18 protein-coding genes and 1 riboswitch are annotated in these 13698 nt (G+C 42.2%); of the genes, 5 read left to right on the top strand and 13 right to left on the bottom strand.

All coding sequences use genetic code 11. From position 1 onward, the window contains the following. Positions 1 to 7 precede the first annotated feature (7 nt). Positions 8 to 466 (bottom strand): low molecular weight protein-tyrosine-phosphatase, encoded by a 459-nt coding sequence (locus tag B9Y89_RS02175; protein ID WP_369596714.1) that lies wholly within the window; start codon positions 464 to 466, stop codon positions 8 to 10. Between the two features lie 69 nt (positions 467 to 535). Then, positions 536 to 940: a secondary thiamine-phosphate synthase enzyme YjbQ gene (locus B9Y89_RS02170; RefSeq protein ID WP_085521143.1), complete on the bottom strand. Its 405-nt coding sequence runs from the start codon at positions 938 to 940 to the stop codon at positions 536 to 538. 41 nt (positions 941 to 981) lie between these two features. On the opposite strand from B9Y89_RS02170, the gene B9Y89_RS02165 reads away from it, so the two are divergent. Beyond that, a complete protein-coding gene (locus B9Y89_RS02165) occupies positions 982 to 1473 on the top strand; it encodes a BsuPI-related putative proteinase inhibitor (protein WP_085521141.1) in 492 nt (163 codons plus the stop codon). Between the two features lie 77 nt (positions 1474 to 1550). Then, entirely contained in the window at positions 1551 to 3371 is a 1821-nt protein-coding gene (locus B9Y89_RS02160) for a M3 family oligoendopeptidase (RefSeq protein ID WP_085521139.1), read from the top strand. 69 nt (positions 3372 to 3440) lie between these two features. Here the strand turns inward: B9Y89_RS02160 and B9Y89_RS02155 are convergent, their stop codons facing one another. The 4 genes from B9Y89_RS02155 to thiD all read right to left on the bottom strand — a co-directional run bounded on the left by B9Y89_RS02155 (position 3441) and on the right by thiD (position 6109). Continuing rightward, entirely contained in the window at positions 3441 to 3683 is a 243-nt protein-coding gene (locus B9Y89_RS02155; RefSeq protein ID WP_085521137.1) for a hypothetical protein, read from the bottom strand. A gap of 167 nt (positions 3684 to 3850) precedes the next feature. After that, positions 3851 to 4489, bottom strand: coding sequence for a thiamine phosphate synthase (thiE, locus tag B9Y89_RS02150; RefSeq protein ID WP_085521135.1), 639 nt, complete (start codon positions 4487 to 4489; stop codon positions 3851 to 3853). Beyond that, complete coding sequence (gene thiM, locus B9Y89_RS02145; protein WP_254901163.1) at positions 4479 to 5297, bottom strand: hydroxyethylthiazole kinase; 819 nt, start codon at positions 5295 to 5297, stop codon at positions 4479 to 4481. Before thiM ends, thiE begins: the two co-directional genes overlap by 11 nt. Before the next feature lie 11 nt (positions 5298 to 5308). After that, complete coding sequence (gene thiD, locus B9Y89_RS02140; protein WP_085521133.1) at positions 5309 to 6109, bottom strand: bifunctional hydroxymethylpyrimidine kinase/phosphomethylpyrimidine kinase; 801 nt, start codon at positions 6107 to 6109, stop codon at positions 5309 to 5311. A 70-nt stretch (positions 6110 to 6179) separates the two neighbouring features. Continuing rightward, positions 6180 to 6292, bottom strand: a riboswitch (TPP riboswitch). A 112-nt stretch (positions 6293 to 6404) separates the two neighbouring features. Between thiD and B9Y89_RS02135 the strand changes: the two genes are divergently transcribed. After that, the gene (locus B9Y89_RS02135; RefSeq protein ID WP_176222068.1) at positions 6405 to 7172 is read left to right on the top strand and encodes an arginase family protein; all 768 of its coding nucleotides are present in this window, start codon (positions 6405 to 6407) and stop codon (positions 7170 to 7172) included. A gap of 47 nt (positions 7173 to 7219) precedes the next feature. Here the strand turns inward: B9Y89_RS02135 and B9Y89_RS02130 are convergent, their stop codons facing one another. Together B9Y89_RS02130 and B9Y89_RS02125 are read right to left on the bottom strand one after the other, a co-directional pair. Then, a complete protein-coding gene (locus tag B9Y89_RS02130; protein WP_254901162.1) occupies positions 7220 to 8293 on the bottom strand; it encodes an AI-2E family transporter in 1074 nt (357 codons plus the stop codon). A gap of 129 nt (positions 8294 to 8422) precedes the next feature. Further along, a complete protein-coding gene (locus tag B9Y89_RS02125; protein WP_085521127.1) occupies positions 8423 to 8941 on the bottom strand; it encodes a type 1 glutamine amidotransferase domain-containing protein in 519 nt (172 codons plus the stop codon). A 188-nt stretch (positions 8942 to 9129) separates the two neighbouring features. On the opposite strand from B9Y89_RS02125, the gene B9Y89_RS02120 reads away from it, so the two are divergent. After that, positions 9130 to 9753, top strand: coding sequence for a restriction endonuclease (locus B9Y89_RS02120; protein WP_254901161.1), 624 nt, complete (start codon positions 9130 to 9132; stop codon positions 9751 to 9753). A 5-nt stretch (positions 9754 to 9758) separates the two neighbouring features. Here B9Y89_RS02120 and B9Y89_RS02115 read toward each other — a convergent pair whose 3' ends face one another. From B9Y89_RS02115 to B9Y89_RS02100, 4 genes are read right to left on the bottom strand one after another with little or no spacing between them, the layout of a single operon-like run. Then, entirely contained in the window at positions 9759 to 10346 is a 588-nt protein-coding gene (locus B9Y89_RS02115) for a Maf family protein (RefSeq protein ID WP_085521125.1), read from the bottom strand. A gap of 14 nt (positions 10347 to 10360) precedes the next feature. Then, positions 10361 to 10735, bottom strand: coding sequence for a DnaJ family domain-containing protein (locus B9Y89_RS02110; RefSeq protein ID WP_085521123.1), 375 nt, complete (start codon positions 10733 to 10735; stop codon positions 10361 to 10363). Between the two features lie 17 nt (positions 10736 to 10752). Continuing rightward, positions 10753 to 11085: a CHY zinc finger protein gene (locus B9Y89_RS02105; RefSeq protein ID WP_085521121.1), complete on the bottom strand. Its 333-nt coding sequence runs from the start codon at positions 11083 to 11085 to the stop codon at positions 10753 to 10755. Positions 11086 to 11111: 26 nt separating this feature from the next. Next, positions 11112 to 12371 carry an MFS transporter gene (locus B9Y89_RS02100; protein WP_085521120.1) on the bottom strand — a complete coding sequence of 420 codons (1260 nt, stop codon included), beginning with the start codon at positions 12369 to 12371 and terminating at the stop codon, positions 11112 to 11114. 175 nt (positions 12372 to 12546) lie between these two features. On the opposite strand from B9Y89_RS02100, the gene B9Y89_RS02095 reads away from it, so the two are divergent. Then, complete coding sequence (locus B9Y89_RS02095) at positions 12547 to 13062, top strand: GNAT family N-acetyltransferase (protein WP_085521118.1); 516 nt, start codon at positions 12547 to 12549, stop codon at positions 13060 to 13062. A 128-nt stretch (positions 13063 to 13190) separates the two neighbouring features. Here the strand turns inward: B9Y89_RS02095 and B9Y89_RS02090 are convergent, their stop codons facing one another. Next, positions 13191 to 13691: a PTS sugar transporter subunit IIA gene (locus B9Y89_RS02090; protein ID WP_085521116.1), complete on the bottom strand. Its 501-nt coding sequence runs from the start codon at positions 13689 to 13691 to the stop codon at positions 13191 to 13193. Positions 13692 to 13698 lie beyond the last annotated feature (7 nt).

Genomic DNA, 13698 nt, shown 5'->3' with positions numbered 1-13698 from the left:
TATAATGTCAATTTTTCGGCAAACCTTCCTGAGTACAAATATATTCAAACAGGCCTCTGCAACCCTTGTCCACCATGCCATACACGTGTTCAAAATTGCCTGTCATATAGGGGTCAGGAACATCTTCGCCTTTTTGGTCTTCAACAAAATCCATTAATTTGAAAAGATCCGTATCATCATCTTCCGCTAGGTTATACAGATGATCAACATTACTGGTATCCATAGCAACAACGTAATCAAAATGGTGAAAATCATTGGCACTCATTTGTCTGCCTTCCATGCCTTCATATGAAATGCTATTTGCATCCAAAATATCCCGTGTACCTCTATGGGGAGTCTCTCCCACATGCCATGGGCCAATGCCTGCTGAATCGGTCTTAATATGCTCAGATAAATGATTTTCATGGATTAAGTGCCGGAATATCGCTTCCGCCATCGGAGACCTGCAGATATTTCCTAGACACACAAATACTACATTGGTCACTTGAGTTTCATCCTTTCACTGTTGTACCATAGCTTCAAATCCCCTCACTCATTAAGAGTGAGCTTGTACTAAAACAACATACTTCCTTCGGCGCGGACCATCAAATTCACAAAAATACACGCCTTGCCACGTGCCTAACATCAGGCGGCCTTGACTGATCAACAGCGTTTGCGTCACACCGACCGTACTCGTCTTTAAATGCGAAGCACTATTACCTTCACCATGGCGGTATTTCGGATGATCCCAAGGATAGACTTCATCAAGACGCATTAACATATCATGTTTAACATCAGGATCGGCATTCTCATTAACGGTGATTCCAGCTGTTGTATGTAACGTTTGTACAAACAAGGTCCCTTCTTCAATGCCTTGTTGACGTATAAAGTCATTCAATGAACCTGTAATCTCAACCATCTCATCACGATGATGCGTTTGTAAATCGAATGTTTGTAACATGAAACAATCCTCCATAATAGACTATAAAAGGAGCTGTATAAATGATCAAGTCATCATTTTTTAGCTTAGTTTGTATAATGTCAGTATTTATCCTTCCAGCGTGTGGTGATGCATCCATGGACAATCCGTCGTCAAAAACAAATCCATCTGACAATCCAAGTCAACCCGCCCAATCAGGCGGGATCGTTGCCGGTCGTGTTGAACCATCACTTTCTTATAAACAATCGGGTGATGGGGCTAAAGTGACGTTCAGTCTCAAAAATCAGACCGAACACATCGTTACTTACCATTTTAACACGTCTCAACGGTTTGATTACATCATCAAGTCACAAGATGGACAGATCGTTAAGCAATACTCTAAGGACCGCATGTTTAATCAAGTGCTAGGAACAGAAAAGTTGAAACAAGGCGAAACCATGACCTATCATACTACAATTGATGACTTAAGCTCCGGTACTTACACTTTAAAATTTTGGTTAGTTTCGAATGAATCACCTCAACCCGAAAAGTCCATAACCCTTCAAGTTCATTGATGTCCCGTGTATGCTAAAATTCTGATATAATTATATTGTCTTACAACTTTTCCACTATATAAAGGGAGACGATATATATGGAACAAACATTACAAACAACATGGGACTTGGATGCCATTTTTACAGACGGCAGCGAATCACAGTCGTTTCGTGCGTTCCTGTCCACTTTGAAACAAGATGTTGCTTCTTTTTATGACCGATTAAACAAAGCAACAGCTCCAAAATCAGTTGATGAAGCTGATGCTTTCAAGCATGATATTAATATGTTTCAAGATCTAACGGCCCGACTAGGTGAAGCTGAATCCTTCATCGGTTGTTTGCGGGCGCAAAATATTTATGACAAAAAGGCTGTCGAATTAAGTGCCACCCTTAAATCCATTGACGCTGAGTACCAATCATGCGAAACACTTCTTGAACAACACATCGCCGCAATCCCTGGTGACGTTTGGTCTGATTTACTGCAGGAAAAACCACTCAATCCGTATTCATATATTTTAAATGAAAAAAGGCAGGACGCTCATGAGCAATTGCCTAGTGATCAAGAGCAGCTCATTCATGCTTTATCTGTGGATGGTTATCATGGTTGGAGTGACATGCACGATTCGATCGTTGGTGAGACAACGATTACATATAATGATCCGGTAAAAGGAGAACAGAATCTTTCCGTCGGACAGGCTGATAATTTATTAAGTGATAGTGATCGATCGGTACGGCAAGCGGTTGCTGACAGTTGGGAAGAGGCTTGGCGCAAGCAAGAGGATTTATTAGCACAGACGCTAAATAGTTTAGCGGGTTTTCGCTTAAACGTCTATGATAAACGCGGCTGGGATCATGTGCTAAAAGAACCTCTAACCATCAACCGCATGTCTGAGTCGACTTTGAACGCCATGTGGCAAGTGATCGAAACATATAAGCCTAAAGTTGTGGAATACCTGCAAACGAAGGCTAAGTATATGGGATTGGATCAGCTATCGTGGACAGATGTCGAAGCACCACTTGATAGCACTGATACAAAAATGAGCTTTGATGAGGGTGCTGAATTCATTATCGAAAAATTTAATAATTTCAACCCTGATATGGCTCGCTTCGCCAAGCATGCACTTGAACATCGATGGGTCGAGGCTGAAGACCGCTCCGGAAAAGAACCGGGTGGATTTTGCACATCGTTTCCTCTTTCGGAAGAATCGCGTATTTTTATGACATATAGCGGCACACCCGGCAATGTATCAACGCTTGCTCATGAATTAGGTCACGCTTATCATAGTCATGTGATGCAGGATATGGCCACGTTAAACCAGGACTACCCAATGAATTTAGCGGAAACAGCATCAACATTTGCGGAAAATATTGTAGCCGATGCCGCTATTCGATCGGCATCAACGGATTCAGAACAATTAGCATTGTTAGATGATAAACTACAACGAGCCGTCGCCTTTTTCATGAATATTCATGCCCGCTTTTTGTTCGAAACACGCTTTTATGAAGAACGTAAAAATGGGTTTGTCAATGCTGAACGGTTAAACGAACTGATGGTTCAGGCGCAGAAAGATGCTTATAAAGATGCCTTGGCTGACTACCATCCCCACTTCTGGGCGTCGAAGTTACACTTTTATATTACAGAGGTGCCATTCTATAATTTCCCTTACACGTTTGGCTATATGTTCAGCATGGGCATTTATGCCAGAGCTGCCGAAGAAGGCCCGGCTTTTGCGGAGAAATATGATGCTTTGCTAAGAGATACCGGATCCATGAAGGTTGAAGACTTGGCAGTGAAACACCTAGGGGTCGATTTAACTCAACCCGATTTTTGGGAAGGCGCCGCGAAACAAGTTGCTCAAGATGTTGATACGTTTATTGATATTATAAGGAACATCGACGCCAGCACATCGTGTAACTAAAAAACCTTCGTATGAATAACATAAGAAGGGGCTCTTAGAGTATTGTCATACTTAGAGAGCCCCTCTTCATCAATTTCCTGAGCGTTGTCTTTCTTTTTGATAGTCATAAGCCTCATGACGATTTTTTCGTCTGTAGAGTATGTAGGAGACATAGTAGACGGCCAGACCAACGACAAAAATGATTAAAGCAGGACCAACATATCCTTCTACAATCCAATCATAAATTGACCAAAAAACGAGGACATACATGTAAAACAGCATTTGATTCCGTGCTGATAAAAGAGCTAGCTTTCGCTTCTCTTCAGATTTCACCCACATCCCCTCCTCCCTATCACCATCTCAGTACTATATGTATTCAGTTCAAACCGAATTCTTTTAATTTTTCTTACAAACAACCCTAACTATTAGACGAATGAACCCTCATAAAGGTTTCGTATATTTAAAAAGATTGACAGAGAAAATGTCAACCTTTTTGCGGATCACTTAAGTGTATGTTTAACTTGTTGTTTCCATTCACGAGCCACGTGTTCGGGATTGTCTTTCTGGTACAAAGCACTGACAACAGCGACACCGTTAATATGGGTATGACGGAGTTGCTGTAAATTCTGCTGCTGAATACCGCCGATGGCAACGACCGGCAAGTCCACCTTATGAGTGATGGTCTCCAATTCATGAAGAGATAAGCTCTCCGCATCGCTCTTAGTTGATGTCGGAAATACAGAACCTGCACCAAGATAATCAGCACCATCTGTCTCTGCTTGCCCCGCTTCTTCAAGGGTTTTGGCTGACACCCCAAGTAATTTGTCATCACCAATCAGCCGCCTGACAACGCCGGCAGGAATATCTTCTTGACCCACATGGACACCATCAGCATCCACAGCCAAAGCAATATCCACACGGTCATTAATAATTAAGGGAACACAAAACCTATCTGTGATTGATTTAATTTTCCGAGCCTTATCATAGAAGGCAGCCCCGTCCCCTGTCTTATCACGGAGTTGCACCAAGGTCACGCCGCCCCGACACAAAGACTCGGTCGTTTTCAATAATTCAGACAGGCGAGTGTCATTAACATCCGGGGTCACAAAATAAAGCGAATAATCAATGTTAGGTTTCAATAGCTGTCACCCTCGCTACATTTAAAGATGATTGTGTAACGACCGCCTCAATCGCATCCATCAATTTGATTCTGAATGTACCAATCCCTTCGTCAGGTGCTAACCGTTCCGCGGCTAATTCACCAGCAAGCCCCATGGTCAAAGCCCCTGCTATACTAGCAAGCTGCGCATGTTCAGCAACCGCAGCAAATGAAGCGATAATCGAAGAAACCATGCAGCCAGTCCCAGTTACTTTAGCTAAGTTTGAGTGTCCAGCTTTAAGGGTCAGGACATTGGATCGATTGGCAATAACGTCACTTTCACCAGTAATAGCCACTTCTGCACCGATTTTCTCCGATAAAGTTCTAGCGGCTTGGAAAGCCGTATCAAACGCATCGCCAGCATCAACACCCTTTGATTCCGATTCAAAACCAGCTAACGTCTTAATTTCAGATATATTACCACAGATCACCGTTGGCTTAACCTTAGTCAGCAATTCTGAAACTTGTTGACGGCGATAACTCGTTGCTCCAACACCGACCGGATCCAAAATAACAGGAATCCCCAAATGATTGGCTGTCTGCCCGGCTTGTAACATGGCCGTTAAGGTCTGATCATTTAAGGTACCAATGTTTAATACAAGCGCTTGAGCCCCTCCGGCCATCTCTGCAGCCTCATTGGGACTATCAGCCATTACAGGGCTCGCACCAACAGCTAATGTCGCATTAGCGCTATCATTAACAGTTACTTGATTGGTGATATGGTGGACGAGCGGGTGAGTCTGGATGAGTTTGTGACAAAGTGTATTCATCTCTTCTTGACGAATCACAAGAATCCCCCTTAGTTTTTTCCTGCTTCCAAATACCATTGGTAAAAATGGTGGGTCGGTCCATGGCCCTTACCTAGATCTAAGGCATGAGCAATCGCGCCCTCAATATACTTTTTCCCTTTTTCAACAGCTGTTGTTATTTCATCTCCCTGTGCTAAATAAGCCGCAATCGCTGATGATAATGTACACCCCGTACCATGAGTATTCTTGGTTTGCTTCCGATCCCCAAGCAATTTATGGACCGAATCACCGTCAAATAATATGTCAGTTGGGTCACCTGTTAAATGACCGCCTTTAACAAGGACCGACTGTGATCCAAGATCATAGATATCGCGTGCCGCTTGTTCCATATCTTCTTCAGATTCAATGGAAGCATTAGCTAAGTTTTCCGCTTCTTTAATATTCGGTGTCACGACCGATGCTAACGGGATTAATGTTTGAACAAGTGCCTCCTTAGCATCAGGATGTAATAGGTGGTGACCACTTTTGGAAATCATCACGGGGTCAACAACAATCCAACGCGGTTGATAGTATTTTAGTTTCTCCGTGATGATTTGAATCGTCTCAGGCTTTGAAACCATCCCAATTTTCACAGCATCAACTGGCAGATCGGTCAATACCGCATCAAGTTGCTGGCTGACCATCTCTGGTGATACGTCTTCAACGCCTTCGACGCCTACAGTGTTTTGGGCAGTAATGGCCGTGATGACACTCATGCCGTAGACACCGTTTGCAGAAAATGATTTCAAATCCGCCTGGATTCCCGCGCCACCACCGCTGTCAGAACCAGCAATTGTTAAGGCTGTCCGCATCTTCTCTTTCACTCCTTTATAAATAGAAACGCAAACCCCTCATCAGGATTTGCGTTCAGAAAGTCATAGCTATACTTATACGTGACTTCCCTCCGCTGGTGTGAACCAGATCAGGTAAAAGGGTTAGAGACTTCTTCGGGTCCCACTCTCAGCCGGCCATTTCCGACTCCCCCAGTGCTTATTCTATTATCAAACTACCATAAACTTAATTATGATTCAAATAGGCCAATCTCAAAATTTTAAAATAGTCTGATAATACGTTATAATTGATAAAAGAATAGAGGAGGATTTGATGATGGGACTGACAAATAGGGACATCACATTTTTAAACTTTGATGACACTTACGATTCACAGTCAAGATTGCTTCAAGATTATAGACATCAATGGATCAATCTTAATGACATCCAACATACGAACCTTTTTTGTGAAGAACAATCTTTGCGACATATCCAACAACGCCTCCATCAATACGTTAACACCGGTATCCATTTTATCGGCAGCGGTAATTACCATTATGTTTCTTATTTACTCTTATCCGAACTCCAATCCCCTTTTACACTGATTCTACTAGACCACCATACCGATATGCTTAAGGAAACATCGCTGATGACCTGCGGTTCTTGGGTTGCAGACGCTTTAGCCAAGCTAAATCATTTACAGCAAGTCATCATCGTCGGCCCAGATGAATCAGCTCGTGAACAACTCGACCCCAGGCTTAGAAATCGTGTCTCTTTATATCCTAATGAACGCATTACACCTGAAAGAATCAATGCTATTATGGCCAATATCCCATCGGAACACATATATATCAGTCTTGATAAAGATGTTATGGATCAGACATATGCCGCCACCAACTGGGATCAAGGCAAAATGACAATGACCGGATTGTTAGCATTACTAACAAGTCTTGTTAAAAATTATAATGTCAGTGGTTTTGACGTATGTGGTGAATGGCCTATCTTGGGTGGAGAGGTGTTCCATCCTAAAACACAAAAGGCTGTTCGAAAAAACGAGGAAACGAATAGGGGGATTTTGCAAGCATTGCTCAAAACATCTTCATAACTAGCAAAGAATAACCATCCCCTTATGGTCTGGGGATGGTTATTTCTCTAAGTCTGTTTCTTCGATTGTGTCTTCCACAATTTATAGATATGGATCACGAACACTTTAGTCACCGCATAAGTCGGAATCGCTAAAACAACGGCCATAATCCCAGCAAAATTCCCGGCAGCCAATACTAAACAAATAATCGTCAACGGATGGATATCCAAGGCTTTCCCGACAACATTCGGTGAAATAAAATTGCTTTCAATTTGTTGGGCCACCAACATTATAATGACAACGTATATCACCATAAATGGATCTTGAAACAAAGCTACGATGATCGCTGGGACGACAGCAATATAAGGACCAATAAATGGAATGACATTCGTCATCATGCCGAAGAGGGACAAGACGAGTGAATAATGCAGACCAAGGATTGAATAACCTATAAGCAACAAAACGCCGACACAAGTGCTGACAATTAATTGCCCTTGGATATATTTTGCCAGTGTTGAATCCATGTCTTTCAAAATTGAAGCCACATCATCGCGACTACTTTCCGGAAAAAACTTAAGCACAGACGGCAAAAAATGATCCTTATCATTCAGCATGTAAAATAAAATAAACGGAACAATCACCAAAACTAATACCAATCCGAATAACGAACTGAAAAAGTTGATCATAACCGTACCTGTGTTCATGAGAATCGACTTAATTTGATTGGTCGTTTGATCGATGAAGTCATTCACGTAAGTCGGGAATTCTTGTTGGTTGTTTTGCCAGTATGTAATGCCTTCTTCAATTTTTGAAACCATGTCAGGAAAATTATTAATGAGGCGTGTAAATTGCTCTTGGATAATAGGTCCTGCTATACCTACAAACACGGATAACACAGCTATGATCGCAAGAAACACAATAAGAATAGATAACTTCTTTGGTACAGATCGTTTTTCTAAAAAAACCTGTATGGGACGGAAAAGGTAAAACAAAATGCCCGCTATAAAAAATGGCAAAAATAAGGTCGAGATTAATACTTTTAGAGGCCGTAAAATATAACTTGTCTTATCTAGCAAGAAAATAATAACAAGAAACAAAATAATCCCAATAGCAATACGAAACCAGCGACTTCTATTAAACAATTGATCAGTCTCCATTTTTCATTCATTTTCTTAAATTTTTCCTCTTGTAATCGTAATATAACGACAAACTGATTTCATGTCAATAAAGAAAACGTCCCCCGGTCAACCGAGGGACGTAGAATGAATCCATTAGCCTTCAAGAATTTTTAGTGACTCGCGATTAAATGCCGGTATATCGTCTGGCGTCCGACTTGTCACAAGTTGATTGCAACAGACGACAACTTCTTGATCCTTATAATTAACGCCAGCGTATTCCATATCAACCTTAATGGACGTAAATCCAGTCGCTGAACGGCCTTCTAAAGCTTTCGCTGTAATTAAAAGCTGTGGACCATGACAGATCGCAAACACAGGTTTTTTATCATCCATAAATGCCTTAGCAAATTGGACAAAACGGTCATCAGCCCGGAGAATGTCGGGAGAAAATCCACCTGGTAATAGTAAAGCGTCAAAATCAGCTGGATGAACATCATCAATCGCAGCATCGACCGTTTCTTTAGCTTCGCCTTGTTTGCCTTCTACGATATTACCCTTTTCCTTCTCAATAATCGTCAGTTCATGGCCGGCATCTTCATAAGCTTTGGCCGGCTCAGTATATTCAGAGTCCTCAAACAAACTTGTCATTAATACAGCAATCTTTTTACCCATTTAAAATCACCTCTTAAGAAAATGAAGTCATACAATGTATTACCTTTTACCCAAGTCGTCAAAACATATTTTTAATTTGGGCTATTTCTAGTTTAACCACTAACGAATGCCCCACCCAAATCATCTGCTTATGAATAAGGTGAACGTGTGGAATAATAAGAAATAAATCAATGAGAGGCGTGTTTGATATGGACATTCTGATTACAAGTACCTTTGTCCTCATATTCATTGGGTTAGGGCATTTGTGGTTAACCAAACGGAAGATTGATGAGGCTGAAATCCAATTAGCTGACGATATCAGGCAGCAAATGAAACTCAAACAAACCCTAGCCATGGGCCTGTATTACCGGTTTAATTTTCCTAAAGAAATTAATCATGATGGAGATGAAGCCTTTCAAGTAAGTACAGACTTATTTTTAAAGCAGGAGCCTCATGAGTTCGAAGATTTTGTTGCCAACATTATGGAACAACGATTTGGTGGGGAAGCTTATTTAACACCTCGGACCGGTGACTTCGGTGTCGATATTGAGCATCATCGTGACGGTGAATTATACCTAGGGCAAGTTAAATGCCAGCAGCGGGATGTAGATTATAGGCCGATCGCCATCCTGCATTCCAATATGGTCAAATCCGGTGCAAATAGAGGGTTTATCGTGACAACAAGTGCGTTTAATAAGCGTGCTCGAGACTATGCCGATTCACTGGATATTGACTTAATTGATGGCCTTGGTCTTATTGATTTCTGGTTAGAGAAGTATGAAGATGACCGAAATGAGGCTCCGGCCCCTGAGGCGAAATTAGAAACGACATAGACGACTTATAACACGTCTATGTCAAACATCTTCAGTAATTCAACTAGTAAAGATAAAGGGAGTCCGACGACATTAAAGTAATCACCATCAATCCGGTCAACAAGAATAGATCCGAGGCCTTGAATCCCATAAGCCCCTGCTTTGTCCATCGATTCACCCGTCGCCACATAGCGTTTAATTCGCTCTGGGCTCAACGGCTTCATATACACGTCTGTTTTCAGATGACTCACATATTCTTTCCCGTCATCTAAGCGGATGACAGCAATGGCCGTATAAACTTCATGCTTGCGTCCAGCCAATTGGCCGATCATATGGCACGCATCCGTATCATCAGCCGGTTTCCCCAAGATTTGGTCATCTAACGCAACAACAGTATCTGAACCAATCACAACTGCCCCTGCATCTTTGTCCGGCCAATCTTCGTAGGCTTGACGCGCTTTTCTAAGTGCTAATGTCTTGGCAACGGAGGCAGGAGAAAGATGTTCTGAAATGGTTTCATCTACATCATTTTCTATGATGTGAACATCGAGACCTAACGTATGAATCAACTCCCGCCGCCGCGGTGATGATGAGGCTAATATTAATGTTGCCATGTTACTTCACCTTCTTATAGGCCCATTTTATTATGAATTTTACTTCGATATTTGCGAAACGAGGCGTTCCCTCGCATTTGCTTCTTTTCTATTAGTTGATTAAAGCGAATGCTTTGTTGATTCCATTGCTTTCTTAATTGCGTCTTCTCTGCGTCATCCTCTGTACACGCAATCAGCTGTTCAAGGGTTGCCATGTCTTTTTTTAATTGAACTTCTTCAGGAACCGCGCCGGCATTCTTAAGGATTTTATATCCCATTCTTAAATCTTCAGGAACCCCTGACATATCATCATCTGGTAATGGCTGTCCCTTTCCAGGCAGATGGTCAAAATCTCCTTTGTCTATCGAGTGTCTCATCCGTTCTTCGGCTAACCGCATTGCGAAGTCCATGACGATTCCCACCTTTGTTATTCGTTATTAATTCTTTCAAAATATAGGTCATAATGCAGCCGGCATCCTTCATTAAAAAGTGCATGACACTTTGGACAACGATAACCGCTGTTCAAGTATTCACGAACCGTCCATTCGCTTTGACAATGGCCGCAAAAAACATGCGGCTGGTCAAAATCATCTTTCGAAACCGGCATTGCCGCATGGTCAGCCATTTCCTCGTGACATTTATAGCAGGCATAATACACATTACAGCAGCCCATACGAATCGCGATGATATCCTTTTCAGTCGCATAATGTTTACACCGCGTTTCTCCATCCATATCGACTCCTTTTACAGGAAACGTCATAAAAGCCCCCCTCTTCATCGGTTTTATTATGTCTCCGTTCGTGCTGTTTTCTGCTGAAATTGGATCTTATCAAACCCCTTAAAGAAATATCCGTATAGAAAGACATAACCGAGTTGCAGACCGCCAGCAATCATGAATGGCCAAGCGAGTAACCCTGACTCGATTAACGCTCCTGAAATCGTTGGGCCCGCTGAAGCCGGCATCCGCATCGAAAATGCGCTGATACTGGTTGATAATCCCCTGCGCCTGTCACGAGTGATACTGGCACTGACAGCTTGCCTTGCCCCCTGCGTACCACGATTCATGGCGTTTCTTATAATATACAGAACGGACGCCAACCAAAAAAACGGCGAGAACGGCAAGAGTATTAAGAGAAAAAAACCGATGAGACGCAACCAAACAACGGACTTGATCATCCCCAACTTTTCCGTCAGTCGGCCCGTTAACAAAGATGCAAAACTGGTTAATATGAATGAAAGAGAAATGGTCACGCCAACCTGAGCCGTCCCAACACCGTACTTAACTGAAAACCAGTAGGCCATTAACGGCCCAATTAATCCAATGCCCGTTCCATTAATCGCATTGACAAATGCTAATTTAGCCAATTGCTTGTTTTCCTTCTTTGTTGTTTCTTTTTGCATTTGAATATATTCTGCTTGATTGGCCGGTATCTGATCTTTGTCTTCCACTTCTTTTTCTGGTTCTTTTAGTGTTGTAATAATCAGTAGATTAGCCATTGATATCAGGACAACCACCCCAAAAATGGGGCGATAAGATATGGCCTCAGACATATAGTTTTGCATAAAAGCCGGCAAACCACCCATTAACGCACCGATTCCCATACCGAAAAAACCGATCGCATTATTATATGAAAAAACCTTGCCCCGCACAGAAAACGGAACTAACCGCGCGAGCCAAGCCTGTTCTGCAGGAGCAAACGGCCCCGCTGTCCCTGTTTGACCGCGCCCGAAATTAGCAAAGATAATCGCCAGTGCTAGAAAGATCGGATTGATTGTCACACACGCACCGACAGCACTGACTAAGGTTAAGGTTTCACTTATAAGCAGAAAAGGTTTACGACCCAAACGATCACTCATAATACCAACCAAAATAATTAAAAGGGCGCCCACAATGGATGATAGCGTTAACACAACACCAATAGCTTTTCCTGACCATTCCAAAGCGGCAAGATATAAGGTAAGATCAACAACCATCATTCCTTGCCAAAAACTTCGCATTCCCCGGGTTAACAACAACTTTCTTACATCAACAGGTAAATTAAACATGCCTCATTCACGCCCTATTCGAAACTCGCTCAACATTTACTGGCAGTCTAAATATTTTAACAAATCCTTAACATATTGTATAGCAACTCACTTAAGAGTCGGACCCTTATGCGATTTCATTTTTTTAGCACCTCTGTTAGTTTTATATATAACTAAAATAAACAGGTGATGCTATATGATCGAACTTCAATATTTCACAAGAAACGACTTTGATCATTTAATCAACTGGGTCACATCACCCGAATTCCTATTGCAGTGGGCCGGACCCAGCTTCACATATCCGCTTGATGATGAGCAGTTACATGCCTATATTGCTGACGCCAATCATCCGGGTGCCAATGCATTTATTTATAAGGTTGTTGATGCTAACACTAAAGAAATCATCGGGCACATATCTTTAGTCAAAATTGACCGAACGCAGCAAACAGCACGTATTGGACGCGTCTTAGTCGGAGATCCAGCTTACAGAGGAAAAGGCGTTGGCGAGCAAATGATCCAAAAGATACTGGAGGTCGCCTTTGATAACTTAAAATTAAGTGAGGTCACACTAGGGGTTTTTGATTTCAATAAGGGGGCTATTAAGTGCTATCAAAAGGCAGGTTTCAAACAAGTCAGGCTGCGGAAAAATGCAGCAGCAATCAATCATGAATACTGGCATTTGATTGAAATGGCGCGTTCACGTTCCGAATAGTTAAGGAGCTGCCCCATCTTTCACGTATGTGAATTCAAGGGTCAGATCCCCCAAAAAATTTTTGACGACGACAATGTGCTTGAAGTCACCAAGTCTATCTGTTCATGGTCTTCATTCGTATCGACGGTCTATCCTTGTGCTTTCACGGTCATCACAGCCGTTTGCCCTGCTTGAACGTTCTTGTCAATTTGCTGATTCAGAATATCAACCTGATCAACATTAGTGATAATGACCGGTATGACTGTATCAGCTGCTTTCTCCGCTACTAAATTTAAGTCAAAAGAGATAAGTGCGTCTCCAGATTTGATTCTTTGCCCTTGCTTAACATGAGCCTCAAAGCCTTCTCCATCCATCGAAACGGTTTCAAGTCCAATATGAATCAATAACTCAACGCCGGAACGGGTTTTCAAACCAACGGCGTGTTTAGTTGGAAACACTTGGACAACTTCACTATCGATCGGTGCCACAACTTTGCCTTCCTCAGGCTTAATAGCAATACCGTCACCCATCATTTTTTCAGAAAAAGTCGGATCCGGAACTTCACCTATATCAACGGATTGTCCATTAACTGGGGAAACCAGCATCTCCTCAACCGGCTCCGACTTCCTTTTCAATAACTTTCCTAACATCGTGGCG

This window comes from Tuberibacillus sp. Marseille-P3662 (assembly GCF_900178005.1).
Classification (GTDB): domain Bacteria; phylum Bacillota; class Bacilli; order Bacillales; family Sporolactobacillaceae; genus Marseille-P3662.
This window is presented reverse-complemented; position numbering and strand designations above follow the sequence as displayed.

What these genes read in the sequence shown, in the direction of transcription:
- B9Y89_RS02170 (WP_085521143.1), bottom strand. Translation starts at nt 940, where the DNA reads ATGTTACAAACATTCGATTTACAAACGCATCATCGTGATGAGATGGTT.
- B9Y89_RS02165 (WP_085521141.1), top strand. Translation starts at nt 982, where the DNA reads ATGATCAAGTCATCATTTTTTAGCTTAGTTTGTATAATGTCAGTATTT.
- B9Y89_RS02160 (WP_085521139.1), top strand. Translation starts at nt 1,551, where the DNA reads ATGGAACAAACATTACAAACAACATGGGACTTGGATGCCATTTTTACA.
- thiD (WP_085521133.1), bottom strand. Translation starts at nt 6,109, where the DNA reads ATGCGGACAGCCTTAACAATTGCTGGTTCTGACAGCGGTGGTGGCGCG.
- B9Y89_RS02135 (WP_176222068.1), top strand. Translation starts at nt 6,405, where the DNA reads ATGGGACTGACAAATAGGGACATCACATTTTTAAACTTTGATGACACT.
- B9Y89_RS02125 (WP_085521127.1), bottom strand. Translation starts at nt 8,941, where the DNA reads ATGGGTAAAAAGATTGCTGTATTAATGACAAGTTTGTTTGAGGACTCT.
- B9Y89_RS02120 (WP_254901161.1), top strand. Translation starts at nt 9,130, where the DNA reads ATGGACATTCTGATTACAAGTACCTTTGTCCTCATATTCATTGGGTTA.
- B9Y89_RS02115 (WP_085521125.1), bottom strand. Translation starts at nt 10,346, where the DNA reads ATGGCAACATTAATATTAGCCTCATCATCACCGCGGCGGCGGGAGTTG.
- B9Y89_RS02110 (WP_085521123.1), bottom strand. Translation starts at nt 10,735, where the DNA reads ATGGACTTCGCAATGCGGTTAGCCGAAGAACGGATGAGACACTCGATA.
- B9Y89_RS02105 (WP_085521121.1), bottom strand. Translation starts at nt 11,085, where the DNA reads ATGACGTTTCCTGTAAAAGGAGTCGATATGGATGGAGAAACGCGGTGT.
- B9Y89_RS02100 (WP_085521120.1), bottom strand. Translation starts at nt 12,371, where the DNA reads ATGTTTAATTTACCTGTTGATGTAAGAAAGTTGTTGTTAACCCGGGGA.
- B9Y89_RS02095 (WP_085521118.1), top strand. Translation starts at nt 12,547, where the DNA reads ATGATCGAACTTCAATATTTCACAAGAAACGACTTTGATCATTTAATC.
- B9Y89_RS02090 (WP_085521116.1), bottom strand. Translation starts at nt 13,691, where the DNA reads ATGTTAGGAAAGTTATTGAAAAGGAAGTCGGAGCCGGTTGAGGAGATG.